This is a genomic window from Cupriavidus sp. GW823-FHT07B10, assembly GCF_058794355.1.
Window position 1 is genome coordinate 906,366 of sequence record NZ_JBXAGS010000001.1, and the last position, 15,263, is coordinate 921,628.

Consider the following 15,263-nt stretch of genomic DNA (forward strand, 5'->3'; position numbering starts at 1 on the left):
GGGGCACGAGTCCTTCGTTCACGATGCCGACCCCCCGGCCGTCTGCCGTTGCAGCATCGCGGCACGTTGCACCGCGCGCACGATTTCCACATGGGTGCCGCAGCGGCACAGGTTGAAGCGCAGCGCCTCGCGGATCTGGGCCTCATCGGGATCGGGATTCTGCGCGAGCAGCGCCTTGGCGGTCATGATCATGCCATTCAGGCAATAGCCGCATTGCGCGGCCTGCTCGTCGATAAACGCTTGCTGCACCGGGTCGGGCTGCGCATCGGTGCCCAGTCCTTCCAGCGTGGTGACGGCGTGCCCGACCACGGCCCTGACCGGCAGCACGCAGGCGCGCGCCGGCATGCCGTCCACCAGCACCGTGCAGGCGCCGCACTGGCCCAGGCCGCAGCCGTACTTGGGCCCGTTGCAGCACAGGTCGTTGCGCAGGATGTAGAGCAGCGGCGTGTCAGGGGCCACGCTCAGCGTGTGCTCGGCGTGATTGACTTGCAGCGTCAGGGGGCGGGGCGTGTTCATCGGGGGGCTGGGGGCGGTTTGAACATCACGCATCGCTGCGCCGCGCCCCTTCGATGAGGGGCTGCGGCGGATAGGGTTGGTCAGGCGTCAGGCCGCTGCGGACAGCGTCCCGGTCCCGGCCGACACCAGCGGCACGTTGAAGACATCGTAGCCGAAACACCAGTCGGGGTTCTCGTTGCTGCGCAGCCAGGTGTTGTTGTGCGAGACCAGCTGGACCTTGCTCGCGCGCTCGTTGCGGTTCGCTTCATACAGCGCGAATGCCGAGGCGAAGTCGTCCACGCCGGTCTCGGTGAAGCAGCGCGTGAGCATCGCGGCATCCTCGATCGCCATCGCGGCGCCTTGTGCCATGTGCGGTTTCATCGGGTGGCAGGCATCGCCGAGCAGCACCAGGCGGCCCCGGCTCCACAACGGCAGCGGGTCGCGCTCCAGCAGCGGCCACTTGGTCACTTCGACGGTGCCTTCGATCAGCGACTGCACACCCTCGTGCCAGCCGTCGAATGCGGCGCGCATTTCCTCGATGCTGCTCGGGACCCAGCTCTTGCTCATGTCCCAGTCGGGCTCGGGCACGCCGGTGACGTAGTAGATCTCGTCGAGCTTGCTGGTATCGAAGTAGACCATCATGTGGCGGTCGTCGGTCCACCACTTGGTGCAGCGCTCATGCGTGAAGCCCTTGACGCGCGAGATCGGGAACACCGCGCGGTGCGCCACGTAGCCGGTGTACTTGGGCGGCTCGGCGCCCAGCAGCGTCTCGCGGATGCGCGAGTTGACGCCGTCCGCGCCGATCACGATGTCGGCCTCTTCGACCGTGCCGTCGGTGAAGCGCAATTGCACCACGTCGCCCTGGTCGGTGACGCTTTCCAGCTTCTTGTTGAAGAACAGCGTGTCGGGAGCCACGGCGTCGGTCAGCAACTTGTGGAAGTCGCCGCGGTGCACAGTCAGGTAGCTGGCGCCGTAGTGGCGCTCCGCGTAGTCGCCCAGCGGGATCTGCGCGATCACCTCGCCGCTCAGGCCGTCGCGGCTGTACCAGTAGTCGGGGTGGCAGCCCATGTCGTTGAGCGCGTTCTCGATGCCGATGCGCCGCATGATCTTCATCACGTTGGGCCCCACATGGATGCCCGCGCCCAGGCGTGAGAACGCCGGTGCCTGTTCATACAGCCTGACTTGGAAGCCGGCTCGCTGCAGCAGGGCGGCCGCGGCCGTCCCTCCGAGTCCGGCGCCGACAACTGCGATTCGCGGTTTGCCTTGCACGTTCTTTCTCCTGGCAATGACACAAGGTCGATGGGGGCTGGGGCGGCCACTCGGCCGACCGTTGAAAACGAGTGTACACACTCAAAATATCAAAGTAAAAGAAGAAATTGATGAACCTATGGAAAACCCTTACTGAAAACGTGAAGACGCCGCACATCGTGCTGTATCGGTGAATTTACGCGCAAAAACAGGGATTGATTAGTTAAGTATGCACTGAACGAGTGAATTCGTGGCGGCGCAGATTCTGTTTGCCTAGATAAAGTGTGTACACTACAATAAATCGCAGCATGCAGAGCCCGCCAGGGCGAGGCAGGCAGGGTAGACAGACAAACAGATGACGGAGTCGACAGTGCAGAAAGTTTTCCGAATCGGCCAGATCGTGCCGAGCTCCAACACCACCATGGAAACCGAGATCCCGGCGATGCTGGCCGCGCGCCAGCTGGTGCGCCCGGAACGCTTCACCTTCCACTCAAGCCGGATGCGGATGAAGAAGGTGGTCAAGGAAGAGCTGGCGGCCATGGACGCCGAATCCGACCGCTGCGCGGTGGAACTGAGCGACGCCCGCGTCGACGTGCTCGGCTACGCCTGCCTGGTGGCCATCATGGCCATGGGCCACGGCTACCACCGCGTGTCCGAGCAGCGCCTGCAGGCGCATACCGCCGAGAACGGCGGCGACGCGCCGGTGATCACCAGCGCCGGCGCGCTGGTGGATGCGCTCAAGGTGATGGGCGCGAAGCGCATCGCCGTGGTGGCACCCTATATGAAGCCGCTGACCGAGCTGGTGGTCGACTACATCCGCAATGAAGGCTATGAGGTGGTCGACTACCGCGCGCTGGAAATCCCCGACAACCTTGAGGTGGGCCGCCATGACCCGGCGCGGCTGCCGAAGATCGTCGCGCAGATGAATACGGCCGACGCCGATGTCATCGTGCTGTCGGCGTGCGTGCAGATGCCGTCGCTGCCGGCCGTGGCCAAGGTCGAGGCAATGACCGGCAAGCCGGTTGTTACCGCCGCCGTCGCCACCACCTATGCGCTGCTGAAGCGGCTCGGGCTGGAGCCGGTGGTGCCGGGCGCCGGCGCGCTGCTGTCGGGCGCGTACTGAAGGGGGCGGCCATGGCAGACAGCACCTTTCTCTACGGCGCCAACGTGAACGCCAACGGCATCCGCCAGCACTACCTGCGCTATGGTGGGCAGGGCGGCGCGCGCGCGCAGCGCGATGCCGTCATCATCGTGCCGGGCATCACCAGCCCGGCAGTGACCTGGGGCTTTGTCGGCGAGCAGTTCGGGCGGCAGTTCGATACCTATGTGCTCGACGTGCGCGGCCGCGGCCTGTCGCAGGCCGGCGCTGAGCTGGACTACAGCCTCGATGCGCAGGCTGCCGATGTGATCGCGTTTGCCAAAGCGCTTGGCTTGCAGCGCTACGCCATCGTCGGCCATTCGATGGGCGCGCGCATCGGCATCCGCGCCGCGCGCAGCAAGCCGGCAGGCCTGACGCGCCTGGTGCTGGTCGATCCGCCGGTGTCGGGCCCGGGCCGCCGCCCGTATCCGTCGCAACTGCCGTGGTACATCGATTCGATCCGGCTGGCGCAGCAGGGCATCGACGTGGAAGGCATGCGCCGCTTCTGCCCGACCTGGACCGAGGACCAGCTGCGCCTGCGCGCGCAATGGCTGCATACCTGCGACGAGCGCGCGATCCTGGCCAGCTTCAATGGCTTCCATGAGGACGATATCCACGCCAACCTGCCGCACGTCGCCGTGCCGGCTCTGCTGATGACCGCCGGCCGCGGCGACGTGATCCGCGAGGAAGACGTGCAGGAGATGCGCAAGCTGCTGCCCGCGCTGCTGCTTGCGCATGTCGCCAACGCCGGCCACATGATCCCGTGGGACGACGAGGCCGGCTTCTACCGCGCCTTCGGCGACTTCCTGGGTGCGGTGCTGAACTGATCAAGGAGCGAACATGCCCGTAAGCGATTACGACCTGACCGCGGCGTGGAAGCAGGTGCTGACGCTGTCGAAGCTTGAGCCGGGACAGACCGTCACCGTGCTGACCGGCGCCGCCACGCATCCGCAGACGCTGCGCACCGCGATGGTGGCGGCGGCATCGATGGGCGCCATCGTCAACCGGCTCGACCTGCCGCCTGTCAACGGCGAAAAGGCGCTCAGCCGCGACGCGCTGGCCTACCTCGGTACCACGCCGCTCACCGGCAATCCCGCCGCCATCGCTGCGCTCAAGGCGAGCGACCTGGTGCTGGACCTGATGACGCTGCTGTTCTCGCCCGAGCAGCACGAGATCCTGGCGCAAGGCACCAGGATCCTGCTGGCGGTGGAACCGCCCGAAGTGCTGGCACGGCTGGTGCCGACCGAGGCCGACCGTGCCCGCGTCAAGGCCGCGACCGCGCGGCTGGGCAAGGCGCGCGAGATGCATATCGTGTCCGACGCCGGCATGGACCTGCGCTGCCGCCTGGGCGAATTCCCGGCGATCAGCGAGTACGGCTTTGTCGACGAGCCCGGCCGCTGGGACCACTGGCCGAGCGGCTTCGTGCTGACCTGGCCGGACGAGGGCGGCACCAACGGCACCATCGTGCTGGACCGTGGCGACATCCTGCTGCCGATGAAGTCTTACATCCAGGCGCCGATCCGCATCACGGTCGAAGCCGGCTATGTGCGCCGCATCGAGGGAGGCGTGGACGCCGAACTGCTGGCCGATTACATGGCCTCGTTCAACGACCCCGAGGCCTATGCCATGTCGCATATCGGCTGGGGCCTGCAGCCGCGCGCCAGCTGGTCGGCGCTGGCGATGTACGACCGCGAGGCCACCATCGGCATGGATGCGCGTGCCTACGAGGGCAACTTCCTGTGCTCGTTCGGTCCCAACAACGAAGCCGGCGGCAGCCGCACCACGGCCTGCCATATCGATATCCCGGTGCGCCACTGCACCGTCAGCCTGGACGGCGAGCCCGTGGTGGTGCGCGGCAAGGTGATGGACGGCCACCACGCGCCGGCCGCTTCTCTCTACAAGGACGCGCGCCATGGATGACGCCGTGCAGACTTACCAGCGTCAGGGCTTCGGCGCGTCGATTCCACTGAAGGCCCCATACGGCCTGCTGATCATCGACTTCGTCAACGGCTTCGCCGACCCGGCGGTGTTTGGCGGCGGCAACATCCCCGAGGCGATCCGCAATACCCAGCCGCTGCTGCGCACCGCGCGCGAGCAGGGCTGGCCGGTGGCGCACAGCCGCATCGTGTTCGCCGACGACGACAGCGACCACAACATCTTCACGCTGAAGGTGCCGGGCATGCTGACGCTGAAGGAGGATGGCCACAACAGCAAGATCGTGCCGGAGCTGGCGCCGGCGCCGGGCGAACTGGTGGTGCGCAAGACGGTGCCGTCGGCGTTCTTCGGCACCTCGCTGGCGGCCTGGCTGACGCAGCGTGGCGTGCAGACGCTGCTGGTGGCGGGTTGCGTCACCAGCGGCTGCGTGCGCGCCAGCGTGGTTGACGCGATGTCGCTGGGCTTCCGCCCGCTGGTGGTGTCGGATTGCGTGGGCGACCGCGCGCTGGGTCCGCATGACGCCAACCTGTTCGACATGGCGCAGAAATACGCCACCGTGCTGACGCGCGACGAGGCACTGGCGCAGGTTGCCGGCGTGCGCGCCGCCGCCTGAGGCGTGGCGACGCGGCCGGGCCTGGCGTCAGCCTGCCGCCGCGCGCCGGCCGCGGGCCGGCTTGCGCGGCGCGGCCGGCGGCGCCACATCCGCATCCGGCACCGCGCCGGGCACGGCCACGGCGCGCAGCACCGTCTGCTGGATCACATCGCGCCAGTGCGCCAGCGCGGGCGGGCTCATCATGGGTTCGCCCAGGAAGGCGCTGAGCGTATGATGGTTGGAGTTGTAGAAGTAGCCAAGCGAAGCGATCACCATATAGACATCGCGCGCGCCCGCGTCGGGCCGGAACAGCCCCGCGGCTTTGCCGCGCGCGAGGATGCCGTCGAGCACCGACAGCGCGTAGCTGGAGATCTCGCGCAGCCGCACCGACTTCTTCGCGTGCTTGCCCTGGCTCATGTTCTCGCTGGTCAGGATGGCGACGAACTCCGGATGGTCGAGGTAGTACTGCCAGACGAAGTCGATCAGCTGCGACAGCGCGCGCACGGGGTCGGCGGCGTCGAGCTCATGTTCCAGCTGCTGCTCGGCTTCATTGAGCTGCAGGTAGATGGTCTCCAGTACTTCGACAAACAGCTTTTCCTTGCTGCCGAAGTAGTAATAGATCATCCGGTCGTAGGTCTTGGCCAGCGACGAGATGCGTTCGATGCGGCCCCCGTCGTAGCCGCGCTGGGCGAAGACCTTGATCGCAGCCTTCAGGATGCGGTCGCGGCTGTCCTGCGCTTGTCTGGCCCGCGTGCCGGCTGGCGCCCGCTTTGCGGTTGGCTTGGGCGCGGTCGTGATCGTCATGGTCGATGCTTGGGCTATTCCACTGTTGGCTTGCAGTATAACGGGCGCCCCGGGGCGCAGCCGGTGAAGGAGATGGCAGAACGATGACGGCAACCAACCTGCAACCCTCGGCACAGGCCGACGCCGAAACGCCGCGCACGCTGCGGCTGGCGCTGCTGCAGGCCACCGGCGTGCTGCTGGTGACGCGCGCCCCGCAGGCGGCGCCGCGGCCCGCGCCGGGCCAGCCCGGCGCGGCTTCGGACTACGTGCCGGCGCTGCCGGACATCTTCATTGCCGTGCGCGACAGCGGCGAGGTGCTGGCCTTCAATGGCCACGTCGACCTCGGCACCGGCATCCGCACGGCCCTGGCGCAGATCGTGGCGGAAGAACTCGACGTGCCGCTCGAACGCGTACGCATGGTGCTTGGCCATACCGAAGCCACCCCCAACCAGGGTCCCACTATCGCCAGCGCATCGATCCAGATTTCGGCGCTGCCGTTGCGCCGCGCCGCGGCACAGGCGCGTGCGTGGCTGCGGGCGCGTGCCGCGCAGCGGCTCGGCGTGGAGGCCGGCGGTCTGGAGGCAGAGGACGGCGTGTTCCGCGATCCCGGCACGCAGGCCAGCATCGGCTATGGCGCGCTGCTTGCCGGCGAGCACCTGGAACTGCCGCTGGCCGAAGACATACCGACCAAGCCGGTCGAGTCCTACCGCATCGTCGGCCGCGCCGCGGGCCGCGTCGATATTCCCGGCAAGGTGCGCGGCGCGCTGACCTTTGTCCACGACGTGCGCGTGCCCGGCATGCTGCATGGCCGCGTGGTGCGGCCGCCGTATGCCGGGCGCGACAGCGGCGACTTTGTCGGCAACAGCCTGCTGGAAGTCGACCGCGACTCCGTGCGCGACGTGCCCGGCCTGGTCGATGTGGTGGTGCAGGGCGATTTTGTCGGCGTGGTGGCCGAGCGCGAGGAATACGCGGTCCAGGCCGCGCGCCGGCTGCGCGTGCGCTGGAAGCCGGTGCCGCCGCTGCCCGCGCTGGACGATCCGGAGCCCGCGCTGCGCGCCAATCCGGCCACGCGGCGCGAGTTGCTGTCCGACGGGGAGCCGCCGGCAAGCGGCGCCGGCACGGTCTTGCAGCGGCGCTTTGTCTGGCCGTACCAGATGCATGGCTCGATCGGCCCGTCATGCGCCGTGGCCGACTGGCATGACGATGGCCTGACGGTGTGGTCCGGCACGCAGAACCCGCATGTGCTGCGCATCGACCTGGCGAGGCTGTGCGGGCTCGGCGAAGACCGCATCGAGGTCGTGCGCATGGAGGCCGCCGGCTGCTACGGGCGCAACTGCGCCGACGATGTCTGCGCCGACGCGGCACTGCTGTCGCGCGCGGTCGGGCAGCCCGTGCGCGTGCAGCTATCGCGCGAACAGGAACACCTGTGGGAGCCCAAGGGCGCGGCCCAGCTGATGGACGTCAGCGCCACGCTGGGGCCGGACGGCGCGCTGCTTGGCTATGACTTCACCAGCCGCTATCCGTCCAACGATGCGCCCACGCTGGCGCTGGTGCTGACCGGTGCCGTGCCCAACGCGCCGCGCACGCTGGAGATGGGCGATCGCACCGCCGTGCCGCCATACGCGTATGGCGCGCGCCGCATAGGTTGCGACGACACCCCCGCGATCGTGCGCGCGTCCTGGCTGCGTGGCGTGTCGGCGCTGCCCAATGCGTTTGCGCATGAGTGCGTGATCGATGAGCTGGCGGCAGAGGCGGGTGCCGATCCCGTGGATTTCCGGTTGCGGCACCTGCCGGATGTACGTGCCGCGGCCTTGCTGCGTGCCGTGGCTGAAGCGGCTGGCTGGCAGCGGGGGGTGGCCGGATCGCGGGGCATCGCGGATGCCGAAGGCCGGCTGCGCGGCCGGGGCGTGGCCTATGCCCGCTATATCCACAGCCGTTTCCCGGGCTTCGGCGCAGCCTGGTCGGCCTGGGTGGTGGACCTGGCGGTGGATGCCGGCAGCGGCCGCATCACCATTGAGAAGGTGGTGGTCGGGCAGGATACCGGCATGATGGTCAATCCCGACGGCGTGCGCCACCAGATCCACGGCAACGTGGTGCAGACCCTCAGCCGGGTGCTGAAGGAGCAGGTGCGCTTCGATGCGGATGGGGTCGCCAGCCGCGAATGGGGCAGCTATCCGCTGCTGACCTTCCCGGAAATCCCGCCGATTGAAGTGGTGCTGATGCCGCGCCAGTCGGAGCCGCCGCTGGGCGCGGGCGAATCGGCCTCGCTGCCGGGCGCGCCGGCGCTTGCCAACGCCTTGTTCGATGCGCTGGGGGTGCGGCTGCGCCGGCCGCCGTTCGTGCCCGAGACGGTGCTGGCGGCGCTGGCGGCGATGAATAGCTGACAGTTTTCTCCCCTCTCCCGCAAGCGGGAGAGGGGAGAAAACCCTCGGCGTCCGTGGACCCTAGACGCCGTTCCCCTCGTCGATCTCACTCATCTTGCGCAGCAGGTAAGTCACCGCCACACGCTCGGCCGGATTCAGGCTGCCGAAGGTCTGCTCCGAGATTTCCTTCGCAAACGGCACGGTCTCATCGATCAGTGCCAGCCCGTCGGGCGTGACCGTCACCACCACCTTGCGCCGGTCATTGGGATCGTGCGACACCGCAATCAGCTCACGCGACTTCAGCCGGTCGATGATGCCCCGCACGGTGGCCTGGTCGATGGCGGTGGCGCGCACCACCTCGTTCATCGAACACGGCTGGCGGTCCCTGACCGCGCACAGCACCACGAACTGCGCCGCGGTCAGCTGCGAATCCGGGATGGTCTGCTGGAAGATCGCCACATGGCGCTGGTAGGCGCGCCGCAGCAGGTGGCCCACCTGCTCGGTGAAGTCGTAGTCTGCGGCGGTCTTGCCGGAAGGCGGGTCGGAGGGCTGGGGCACGAACCTGGTGCAGTGGGTAAGGTGACCCAGAGTATACCGAGGAAGGGGGCAGGAAAGGTGGCCGGGAAGGTGGCCGGAGCCGCCGAGGTGATGCCCGATGCCATTGCGTCTTTTCGAATACAATCGTCGGGTCGTTTCGCGGGGCCGACGTGCCCGCCCGCTTTCCCCTGTATTCCCCGTGCCCGCCTCCCAGAAGTCTCTCGCCGCACCTGCCGCGCTGCCGTCGCCGCAGCGCTCGGGCCTTGTCATCGCCGCCGTCGGCGCGGTGCTGTTCTCCGCCAAGGCGATCGTCGCCAAGCTGATGTACCGCTACAACGTCGATGCGGTGATGGTGATCACGCTGCGCATGCTGTTCGCGGTGCCGCTGTTCATGGCGATCGGCTGGTGGCAGTCGCGCCGGCTGGCGCCGCTGTCGTGGGCGGATCGCGGCCGCGTGGTGTTTCTCGGCTTTATCGGCTACTACCTGTCGAGCTTCCTCGATTTCATCGGCCTGCAATACATCACCGCCGGGCTGGAGCGGCTGATCCTGTTCCTGACGCCGTCGTTCGTGCTGCTGGCCACCGCGCTGGTGTTCCGCCGGCCGATCGCCATGCGCCAGTGGCTGTCGCTGCTGCTCGCCTACGCCGGCATCGTGCTGGTATTCGCGCATGACCTGGACGTCAGCGGCAGCCAGGTGTGGCTGGGCGGCGCGCTGGTGCTGGGCAGCGCCATGACCTATGGTATCTACCTGATCCTGAGCGGCGAACTGGTGCGGCGTATCGGCTCGCTGCGGCTGGTGGCGTATGCGATGTGCGTCTCGACCGCCTGCTGCGTGATCCAGTACCTGGTACTGGGCCGGCCGGTGGCGGAACTGGCGCAGCCGGCTCCGGTGATGTGGCTGTCACTCGTCAATGCGGTGTTCTGCACCGTGCTGCCGGTGTCGCTGACCATGGTGGCGGTGTCGCGCATCGGCGCGCCGATGGCGTCGCAGGCGGGCATGATCGGCCCGGTGTCGACGCTGTTCCTGGCCTTCTGGCTGCTGGGCGAGCCCGTCAGCGGCGTGCAACTGGCCGGCAGCGCGCTGGTGATGGGCGGCATGTATTTGCTGTCGGCAAGAATGACGTGATTCCGGGCCGGCCCCGGAGCTGGCCCCCCAAAGACAACAGACAAAAGGAGAAAGACATGGATCTGGGACTGCGCGGCAAGCATGCGCTGGTATGCGGCGCCAGCAAGGGCCTGGGCTTTGCCTGCGCCGACGCGCTGGCGGCCGAGGGTGTTGACGTGGTGATCGTGGCGCGCGGCGCCGAGGCGCTGGAGAAGGCCGCGGCCGGCCTGCGCGCGCGCCATGGCCGCCGCGTGATCGCGGTGGCGACCGACATCACCACGCCCGAAGGCCGCAAGGCGGCGCTGGACGCCGTGGCCAAGCTGGGCGACCTCGACATCCTGGTCAACAACGCCGGCGGCCCGCCGCCGGGCAACTTCCGCGACTGGGAGCGCAGCGACTGGCTGGCCGCGCTGGACGCCAACATGCTGACCCCGATCGAGCTGATCAAGGCCACTGTCGACGGCATGATCGCGCGCAAGTGGGGCCGCATCATCAATATCACCAGCGGCGCGGTCAAGGCGCCGATCGATGTGCTGGGCCTGTCCAATGGCGCGCGCTCGGGCCTGACCGGCTTTGTCGCGGGCGTGGCGCGCGAAGTGGCGCAGCACGGCGTGACCATCAACAACCTGCTGCCGGGCCCGTTCAACACCGACCGCCTGCTCAAGACCATGGAAGGCGGCGCCAAGAAGGCTGGCCTGAGCGTCGATGAGGTGGCGCAGCGCCGCGCCGCGGCGAACCCGTCGCGCCGCTTCGGCGAGCCGGCCGAGTTCGGCGCCACCTGCGCGTTCCTGTGCAGCCGCCATGCCGGCTACATCACCGGGCAGAACATCCTGCTCGATGGCGGCGCCTACCCGGGCACCTTCTGATCCCGCTGCTTTCTCCTGTTTCCTGACGTTCACCGACCCCGCAACAAGGAACCCCTGATGACTCGCCCCCGCATCGCGCTGATCGCCCACGACCACAAGAAGGACGACATCGTTGCCTTCGCCACGCGCCACCGCGCCTTCCTTTCGCAGTGCGAGCTGCTGGCCACCGGCACCACCGGCGGGCGCCTGATCGACGAGGTCGGGCTGGAGGTGACGCGCATGCTGTCGGGGCCGTGGGGCGGCGACCTGCAGATCGGCGCGCAACTGGCCGTAGGCCTGGTGCGCGCCGTGGTGTTCCTGCGCGACCCGATGACGCCGCAGCCGCATGAACCCGATATCAACGCGCTGGTGCGCGCCTGCGACGTGCACAACGTGCCCTGCGCCACCAACGTGGCCACTGCCGAGCTGTTGATCGCCGGGCTTGCCCGCGAGGTCGACGAAGCGGCGGCCAGCTGAATTCCCGATCGATGCAACACCATAGCGAAGGAGCGACACAGATGAGCAAAGCCATCCGGATCGAGCAGACCGGCGGTCCCGAAGTCATGCAGTGGGTCGATGTCGAGGTGGGCGAGCCCGGTCCCGGCCAGCTGCGCGTGCGCCATGAGGCGGTGGGCCTGAACTACATCGATGTCTATTTCCGCACCGGGCTGTACAAGCAGCCGCTGCCGGGCGGGCTGGGCATGGAAGGCGCCGGCGTGGTCGAAGCGGTGGGCGAGGGCGTGCGCCACGTCGCCGTGGGCGACCGCGTGGCCTACGCTGGCCGACCCACCGGCGCCTACGCGCAGGTGCGGGTGATGCCGGCCGATATCGTGGTGCGGCTGCCCGATGCGATCCCGTTCGACACCGCCGCGGCGATGATGCTGCAGGGCCTGACGGCGCAGTACCTGATCCGCGACAGCTACAAGGTGCAGCCGGGCGACACGGTGCTGCTGCATGCCGCCGCCGGCGGCGTCGGCCTGATTGCGAGTCAGTGGCTCAAGGCGCTCGGCGTGACCGTGATCGGCACCGTCGGCAGCGACGCGAAGGCCGAACTGGCGCGCGCCAACGGCTGCGCCCACACCATCGTCTACACGCGTGAGTCGTTCGTGGAGCGGGTCAGGGAGATCACCAACGGCAAGGGGGTGCCGGCGGTCTATGACTCGATCGGCAAGGACACCTTCCAGGGCTCGCTCGACTGCCTGGCGCCGCGCGGCACCATGGTCAGCTTCGGCAACGCCTCGGGCCCGGTGCCGCCGTTCGACCTGTCGGTGCTGGGCAACAAGGGCTCGCTGCGGCTGACGCGGCCGACGCTGATGACCTACGTGGTGCACCGCGAACTGCTGGAGCCGATGGTGGCCGACCTGTTCGACGCCGTGGCCACCGGCAAGGTGAAGATCGACGTCCGCCAGCGCTACGCGCTGTCTGAGGTGGCGCAAGCGCATCGCGACCTGGAAGCGCGCAAGACCACGGGCTCGACCATCCTGCTGCCGAACTGAGCAACAGCCAGGCAGGCAAGCAAAAGCCCCGGGGCGGCAGTCGCTGCCCCGGGGCTTTGGCTTTGAGCGATGCCGTCAGTGCGGCCGGACCGTGGTGGCGGTGGCGCGCGTCTGCGCCTGGCGCAGGATATGCGGCGGCAGGCGCTTCAGGATCAGGTGCACCGCCAGCGGAATCAGCACCACGTCATCGACAATGCCCAGGCCCGCGACCACGTCGGGGATCAGGTCGATCGGCGAGATTGCGTAGAGCAGCAGCCCGATGGCGGCGGGCTTGAGCCAGGGCGGCGCGTCCGGATGGCGCAGCGCGTACCAGAACAGGCGGCCGTCGCGGCGAACCAGCGTCCACAGGGCCGAAAATCGCTTCCACATGAGAGGCCTCCTTCACATTGCGGGCGCCGGTTACTGGCGCATGCACAGATAGCTTGGGCCGTTATCGGCGGCTTCAAGTTCCGCAAGGTATGGGCGGTGCGGGGAGGGTGCCCGGAACGGGCGGCAGGGCGGGGAATTGTGGCGATTCCGCCCCCGCGCGGCGGAGGCGGGCGCCGCGCACCGTCACCGGCGCGCGGCTGGGCTGCGTGGCGAATCAGCCCGGGATCTTGCCTTCCACGCCTTCGACGTAGAACTTCACGCCATGCAGGAAGCCGTCGTCAGCCACCTGGTCCTTGGCCAGCTGTTCCTTGCCGGTGTTGTCCTTGATCGGACCCTTCCAGATCGGCGCGCTGCCGTCGGCGATGCCCTTCTTGCGCTCTTCGACCAGCGCCTTGACGTCAGCCGGCACATCGGCGTTGAAGCTCTTCAGGTCGATCATGCCTTCCTTCAGGCCCCACCACGTGGTGCTGTTCTTCCACTGCTTGTTCAGCACGTCTTCCACCACCTTGTTGTAGTAGACGCCCCACGAGATCACCGACGCGGCCAGGTGGGCCTTGTCGCCGAACTTGCTCATGTCGCTGTCCCAGCCGAAGGCGTGCACGCCCTTTTCCTGCGCGGTCTGCACCACGGCGGCGGAGTCGGTGTTCTGCATCAGCATGTCGACGCCCTGGCCGATCAGCGTGGTGGCGGCTTCGCGCTCCTTGCCCGGATCGAACCACTTGTTGACCCACACCACCTTGACCGTGGCCTTGGGGTTGACGCTGCGCGCGCCCAGCGTGAACGAGTCGATATTGCGGATCACCTCGGGGATGGGCACCGATGCCACCACGCCCATCTTGCCGGTCTTGCTCATCTTGCCCGCGACCACGCCCGCCAGGTAGGCGCCTTCATAAGTGCGCACGTCGTACTGGGCCAGGTTCTCGGCGGTCTTGAAGCCGGTGGCGTGCTCGAACTTTACGTCCGGGAATTCCTTGGCGACCTTGAGCATCGACTCCATGTAGCCGAAGGTGGTGCCGAAGATCAGCTTGTTGCCCTGGCTGGCCAGGTCGCGGAACACGCGCTCGGCGTCGGCCGCGGATTCGGGCACGTTCTCGACGAAGGAGGTCTTGACCTTGTCGCCGAACTTCTCTTCCACGGCCTTGCGGCCGTTGTCATGCGCGAAGGTCCAGCCGGCATCGCCGACCGGCCCGATATAGACGAAGGCGACCTTGAGCGGCTCGGCCTTCTGCTCGGCCGCGGGCGCGGAGGCCGCGCCCGCCGTCTCGGCAGGCTTGTCGGCCTCTTTCTTGCCGCAGCCCGCGAGGGTCAGCAAGGCGGTGGCGGCCAGGGCCGCCAGGGTCTTCCTGCGCGTGACGATCATGATTTCTCCTTGTGATGAATTGTTGGTAGCTCAGGGATTTCCGTCAAAAAACTCGAGGCTCAGGCATTGCCGGGCCGGAAGGGCTTGCCCAGCGAGGCCGGCATGTTCAGCCGGATCCAGGCCGGGTTGCGCGAGATCAGCGCCAGCACCACGATGGTGGCCGCGTACGGCAGCATCGACAGGAACTGCGACGGCACCGACACGCCGATCCCTTGCAGGTAGAACTGCAGGATGGTCACGCCGCCGAACAGCCACGCGCCCACCAGCACGCGGCCCGGGCGCCAGGTGGCGAAGGTGGTCAGCGCCAGCGCGATCCAGCCGCGACCGGCGACCAGGTTCTCGACCCACATCGGCGTGTACACCAGCGACAGGTAGGCGCCGGCAAGCCCGCAGCAGGCGCCGCCGAACAGCAGCGCGCCAAAGCGGATGGTGCGCACCGGGTAGCCCAGCGCGTGCGCCGATTCCGGCGCTTCGCCGATCGCGCGCAAGGTTAGCCCCGCGCGCGTGCGGAACAGGAACCACATGATGGCAAAGCACAGCAGCAGGCTGAAATACACCATCCAGTGATGCTGGAAGAAGGCCGGCCCGAAGAAGGGCAGGTCGGCCAGGCCGGGCACGGCCTTGGCCTGCGCCGGCATGGCGAAGCCGACAAAGCGCTGGCCCATGAAGGCCGACAGGCCGGTGCCGAAGATCGACAGCGCCAGGCCGGTGGCGACCTGGTTGGTGGCCAGCACCAGCGCCAGCCACGAGAACAGCGTGGCCATCAGCATGCCGGCGAGCGCGCCGGCGGCAAAGCCGAGCAGCGGCGACTGGGTCTGGTAGCCGACCATGAAGCCGGCCACCGCGGCGACCAGCATCATGCCTTCGGCGCCGAGGTTGAGCACGCCCGAGCGCTCGTTGATCAGCAGGCCCAGCGCGGCCAGCAGCAGCGGCGTGCCGGCGTTGATGGCGGTGGCGATAAGGGGAGCGAGTTGTTCCATATTGTTCTGTAGCTCCG

16 protein-coding genes are annotated in these 15,263 nt (G+C 68.0%); 9 read left to right on the forward strand and 7 right to left on the reverse strand.

Annotation, left to right across the window (positions count from 1 at the left end):
* Positions 1-18 precede the first annotated feature (18 nt).
* Positions 19-516 (reverse strand): (2Fe-2S)-binding protein, encoded by a 498-nt coding sequence (locus AC1Q6V_RS04265; protein ID WP_010812899.1) that lies wholly within the window; start codon positions 514-516, stop codon positions 19-21.
* An 87-nt stretch (positions 517-603) separates the two neighbouring features.
* The gene (locus tag AC1Q6V_RS04270) at positions 604-1,764 is read right to left on the reverse strand and encodes an FAD-dependent monooxygenase (RefSeq protein ID WP_010812898.1); all 1,161 of its coding nucleotides are present in this window, start codon (positions 1,762-1,764) and stop codon (positions 604-606) included.
* A 349-nt stretch (positions 1,765-2,113) separates the two neighbouring features.
* Here AC1Q6V_RS04270 and AC1Q6V_RS04275 point away from each other — a divergent pair, with 349 nt between their 5' ends.
* From AC1Q6V_RS04275 to AC1Q6V_RS04290, 4 genes are read left to right on the forward strand one after another with little or no spacing between them, the layout of a single operon-like run.
* The gene (locus tag AC1Q6V_RS04275) at positions 2,114-2,866 is read left to right on the forward strand and encodes a maleate cis-trans isomerase family protein (RefSeq protein ID WP_454750230.1); all 753 of its coding nucleotides are present in this window, start codon (positions 2,114-2,116) and stop codon (positions 2,864-2,866) included.
* Between the two features lie 11 nt (positions 2,867-2,877).
* Positions 2,878-3,708: an alpha/beta fold hydrolase gene (locus AC1Q6V_RS04280; protein ID WP_454750231.1), complete on the forward strand. Its 831-nt coding sequence runs from the start codon at positions 2,878-2,880 to the stop codon at positions 3,706-3,708.
* A 13-nt stretch (positions 3,709-3,721) separates the two neighbouring features.
* The gene (locus AC1Q6V_RS04285) at positions 3,722-4,801 is read left to right on the forward strand and encodes a 2,5-dihydroxypyridine 5,6-dioxygenase NicX family protein (protein ID WP_058696964.1); all 1,080 of its coding nucleotides are present in this window, start codon (positions 3,722-3,724) and stop codon (positions 4,799-4,801) included.
* Positions 4,794-5,429, forward strand: a complete 636-nt coding sequence (locus tag AC1Q6V_RS04290; RefSeq protein WP_010812894.1) for an N-carbamoylsarcosine amidohydrolase — start codon at positions 4,794-4,796, stop codon at positions 5,427-5,429. Before AC1Q6V_RS04285 ends, AC1Q6V_RS04290 begins: the two co-directional genes overlap by 8 nt.
* 27 nt (positions 5,430-5,456) lie before the next feature.
* On the opposite strand, the gene AC1Q6V_RS04295 is transcribed toward AC1Q6V_RS04290, so the two are convergent.
* On the reverse strand, positions 5,457-6,212 hold the full coding sequence (locus AC1Q6V_RS04295) for a TetR/AcrR family transcriptional regulator (protein WP_011614796.1): 756 nt from the start codon (positions 6,210-6,212) through the stop codon (positions 5,457-5,459).
* Between the two features lie 83 nt (positions 6,213-6,295).
* Between AC1Q6V_RS04295 and AC1Q6V_RS04300 the strand changes: the two genes are divergently transcribed.
* Positions 6,296-8,575: a xanthine dehydrogenase family protein molybdopterin-binding subunit gene (locus tag AC1Q6V_RS04300; RefSeq protein WP_454750377.1), complete on the forward strand. Its 2,280-nt coding sequence runs from the start codon at positions 6,296-6,298 to the stop codon at positions 8,573-8,575.
* Between the two features lie 60 nt (positions 8,576-8,635).
* Here AC1Q6V_RS04300 and AC1Q6V_RS04305 read toward each other — a convergent pair whose 3' ends face one another.
* Positions 8,636-9,112, reverse strand: a complete 477-nt coding sequence (locus AC1Q6V_RS04305; RefSeq protein ID WP_011614798.1) for a MarR family winged helix-turn-helix transcriptional regulator — start codon at positions 9,110-9,112, stop codon at positions 8,636-8,638.
* 217 nt (positions 9,113-9,329) lie between these two features.
* On the opposite strand from AC1Q6V_RS04305, the gene AC1Q6V_RS04310 reads away from it, so the two are divergent.
* From AC1Q6V_RS04310 to AC1Q6V_RS04325, 4 genes are read left to right on the forward strand one after another with little or no spacing between them, the layout of a single operon-like run.
* A complete protein-coding gene (locus AC1Q6V_RS04310; protein WP_454750380.1) occupies positions 9,330-10,217 on the forward strand; it encodes a DMT family transporter in 888 nt (295 codons plus the stop codon).
* Between the two features lie 56 nt (positions 10,218-10,273).
* A complete protein-coding gene (locus AC1Q6V_RS04315; protein ID WP_010809246.1) occupies positions 10,274-11,062 on the forward strand; it encodes an SDR family oxidoreductase in 789 nt (262 codons plus the stop codon).
* A gap of 54 nt (positions 11,063-11,116) precedes the next feature.
* Positions 11,117-11,518, forward strand: a complete 402-nt coding sequence (locus tag AC1Q6V_RS04320; protein WP_174549480.1) for a methylglyoxal synthase — start codon at positions 11,117-11,119, stop codon at positions 11,516-11,518.
* A gap of 41 nt (positions 11,519-11,559) precedes the next feature.
* Complete coding sequence (locus AC1Q6V_RS04325) at positions 11,560-12,537, forward strand: quinone oxidoreductase family protein (protein ID WP_058696962.1); 978 nt, start codon at positions 11,560-11,562, stop codon at positions 12,535-12,537.
* Between the two features lie 75 nt (positions 12,538-12,612).
* Here the strand turns inward: AC1Q6V_RS04325 and AC1Q6V_RS04330 are convergent, their stop codons facing one another.
* The 3 genes from AC1Q6V_RS04330 to AC1Q6V_RS04340 form a co-directional block, all read right to left on the reverse strand.
* Positions 12,613-12,906 (reverse strand): YkvA family protein, encoded by a 294-nt coding sequence (locus tag AC1Q6V_RS04330; RefSeq protein WP_011614800.1) that lies wholly within the window; start codon positions 12,904-12,906, stop codon positions 12,613-12,615.
* A gap of 214 nt (positions 12,907-13,120) precedes the next feature.
* Complete coding sequence (locus AC1Q6V_RS04335; RefSeq protein WP_010809242.1) at positions 13,121-14,266, reverse strand: BMP family ABC transporter substrate-binding protein; 1,146 nt, start codon at positions 14,264-14,266, stop codon at positions 13,121-13,123.
* Between the two features lie 59 nt (positions 14,267-14,325).
* Positions 14,326-15,246 (reverse strand): ABC transporter permease, encoded by a 921-nt coding sequence (locus AC1Q6V_RS04340; RefSeq protein WP_010809241.1) that lies wholly within the window; start codon positions 15,244-15,246, stop codon positions 14,326-14,328.
* Between the last annotated feature and the right edge of the window lie 17 nt (positions 15,247-15,263).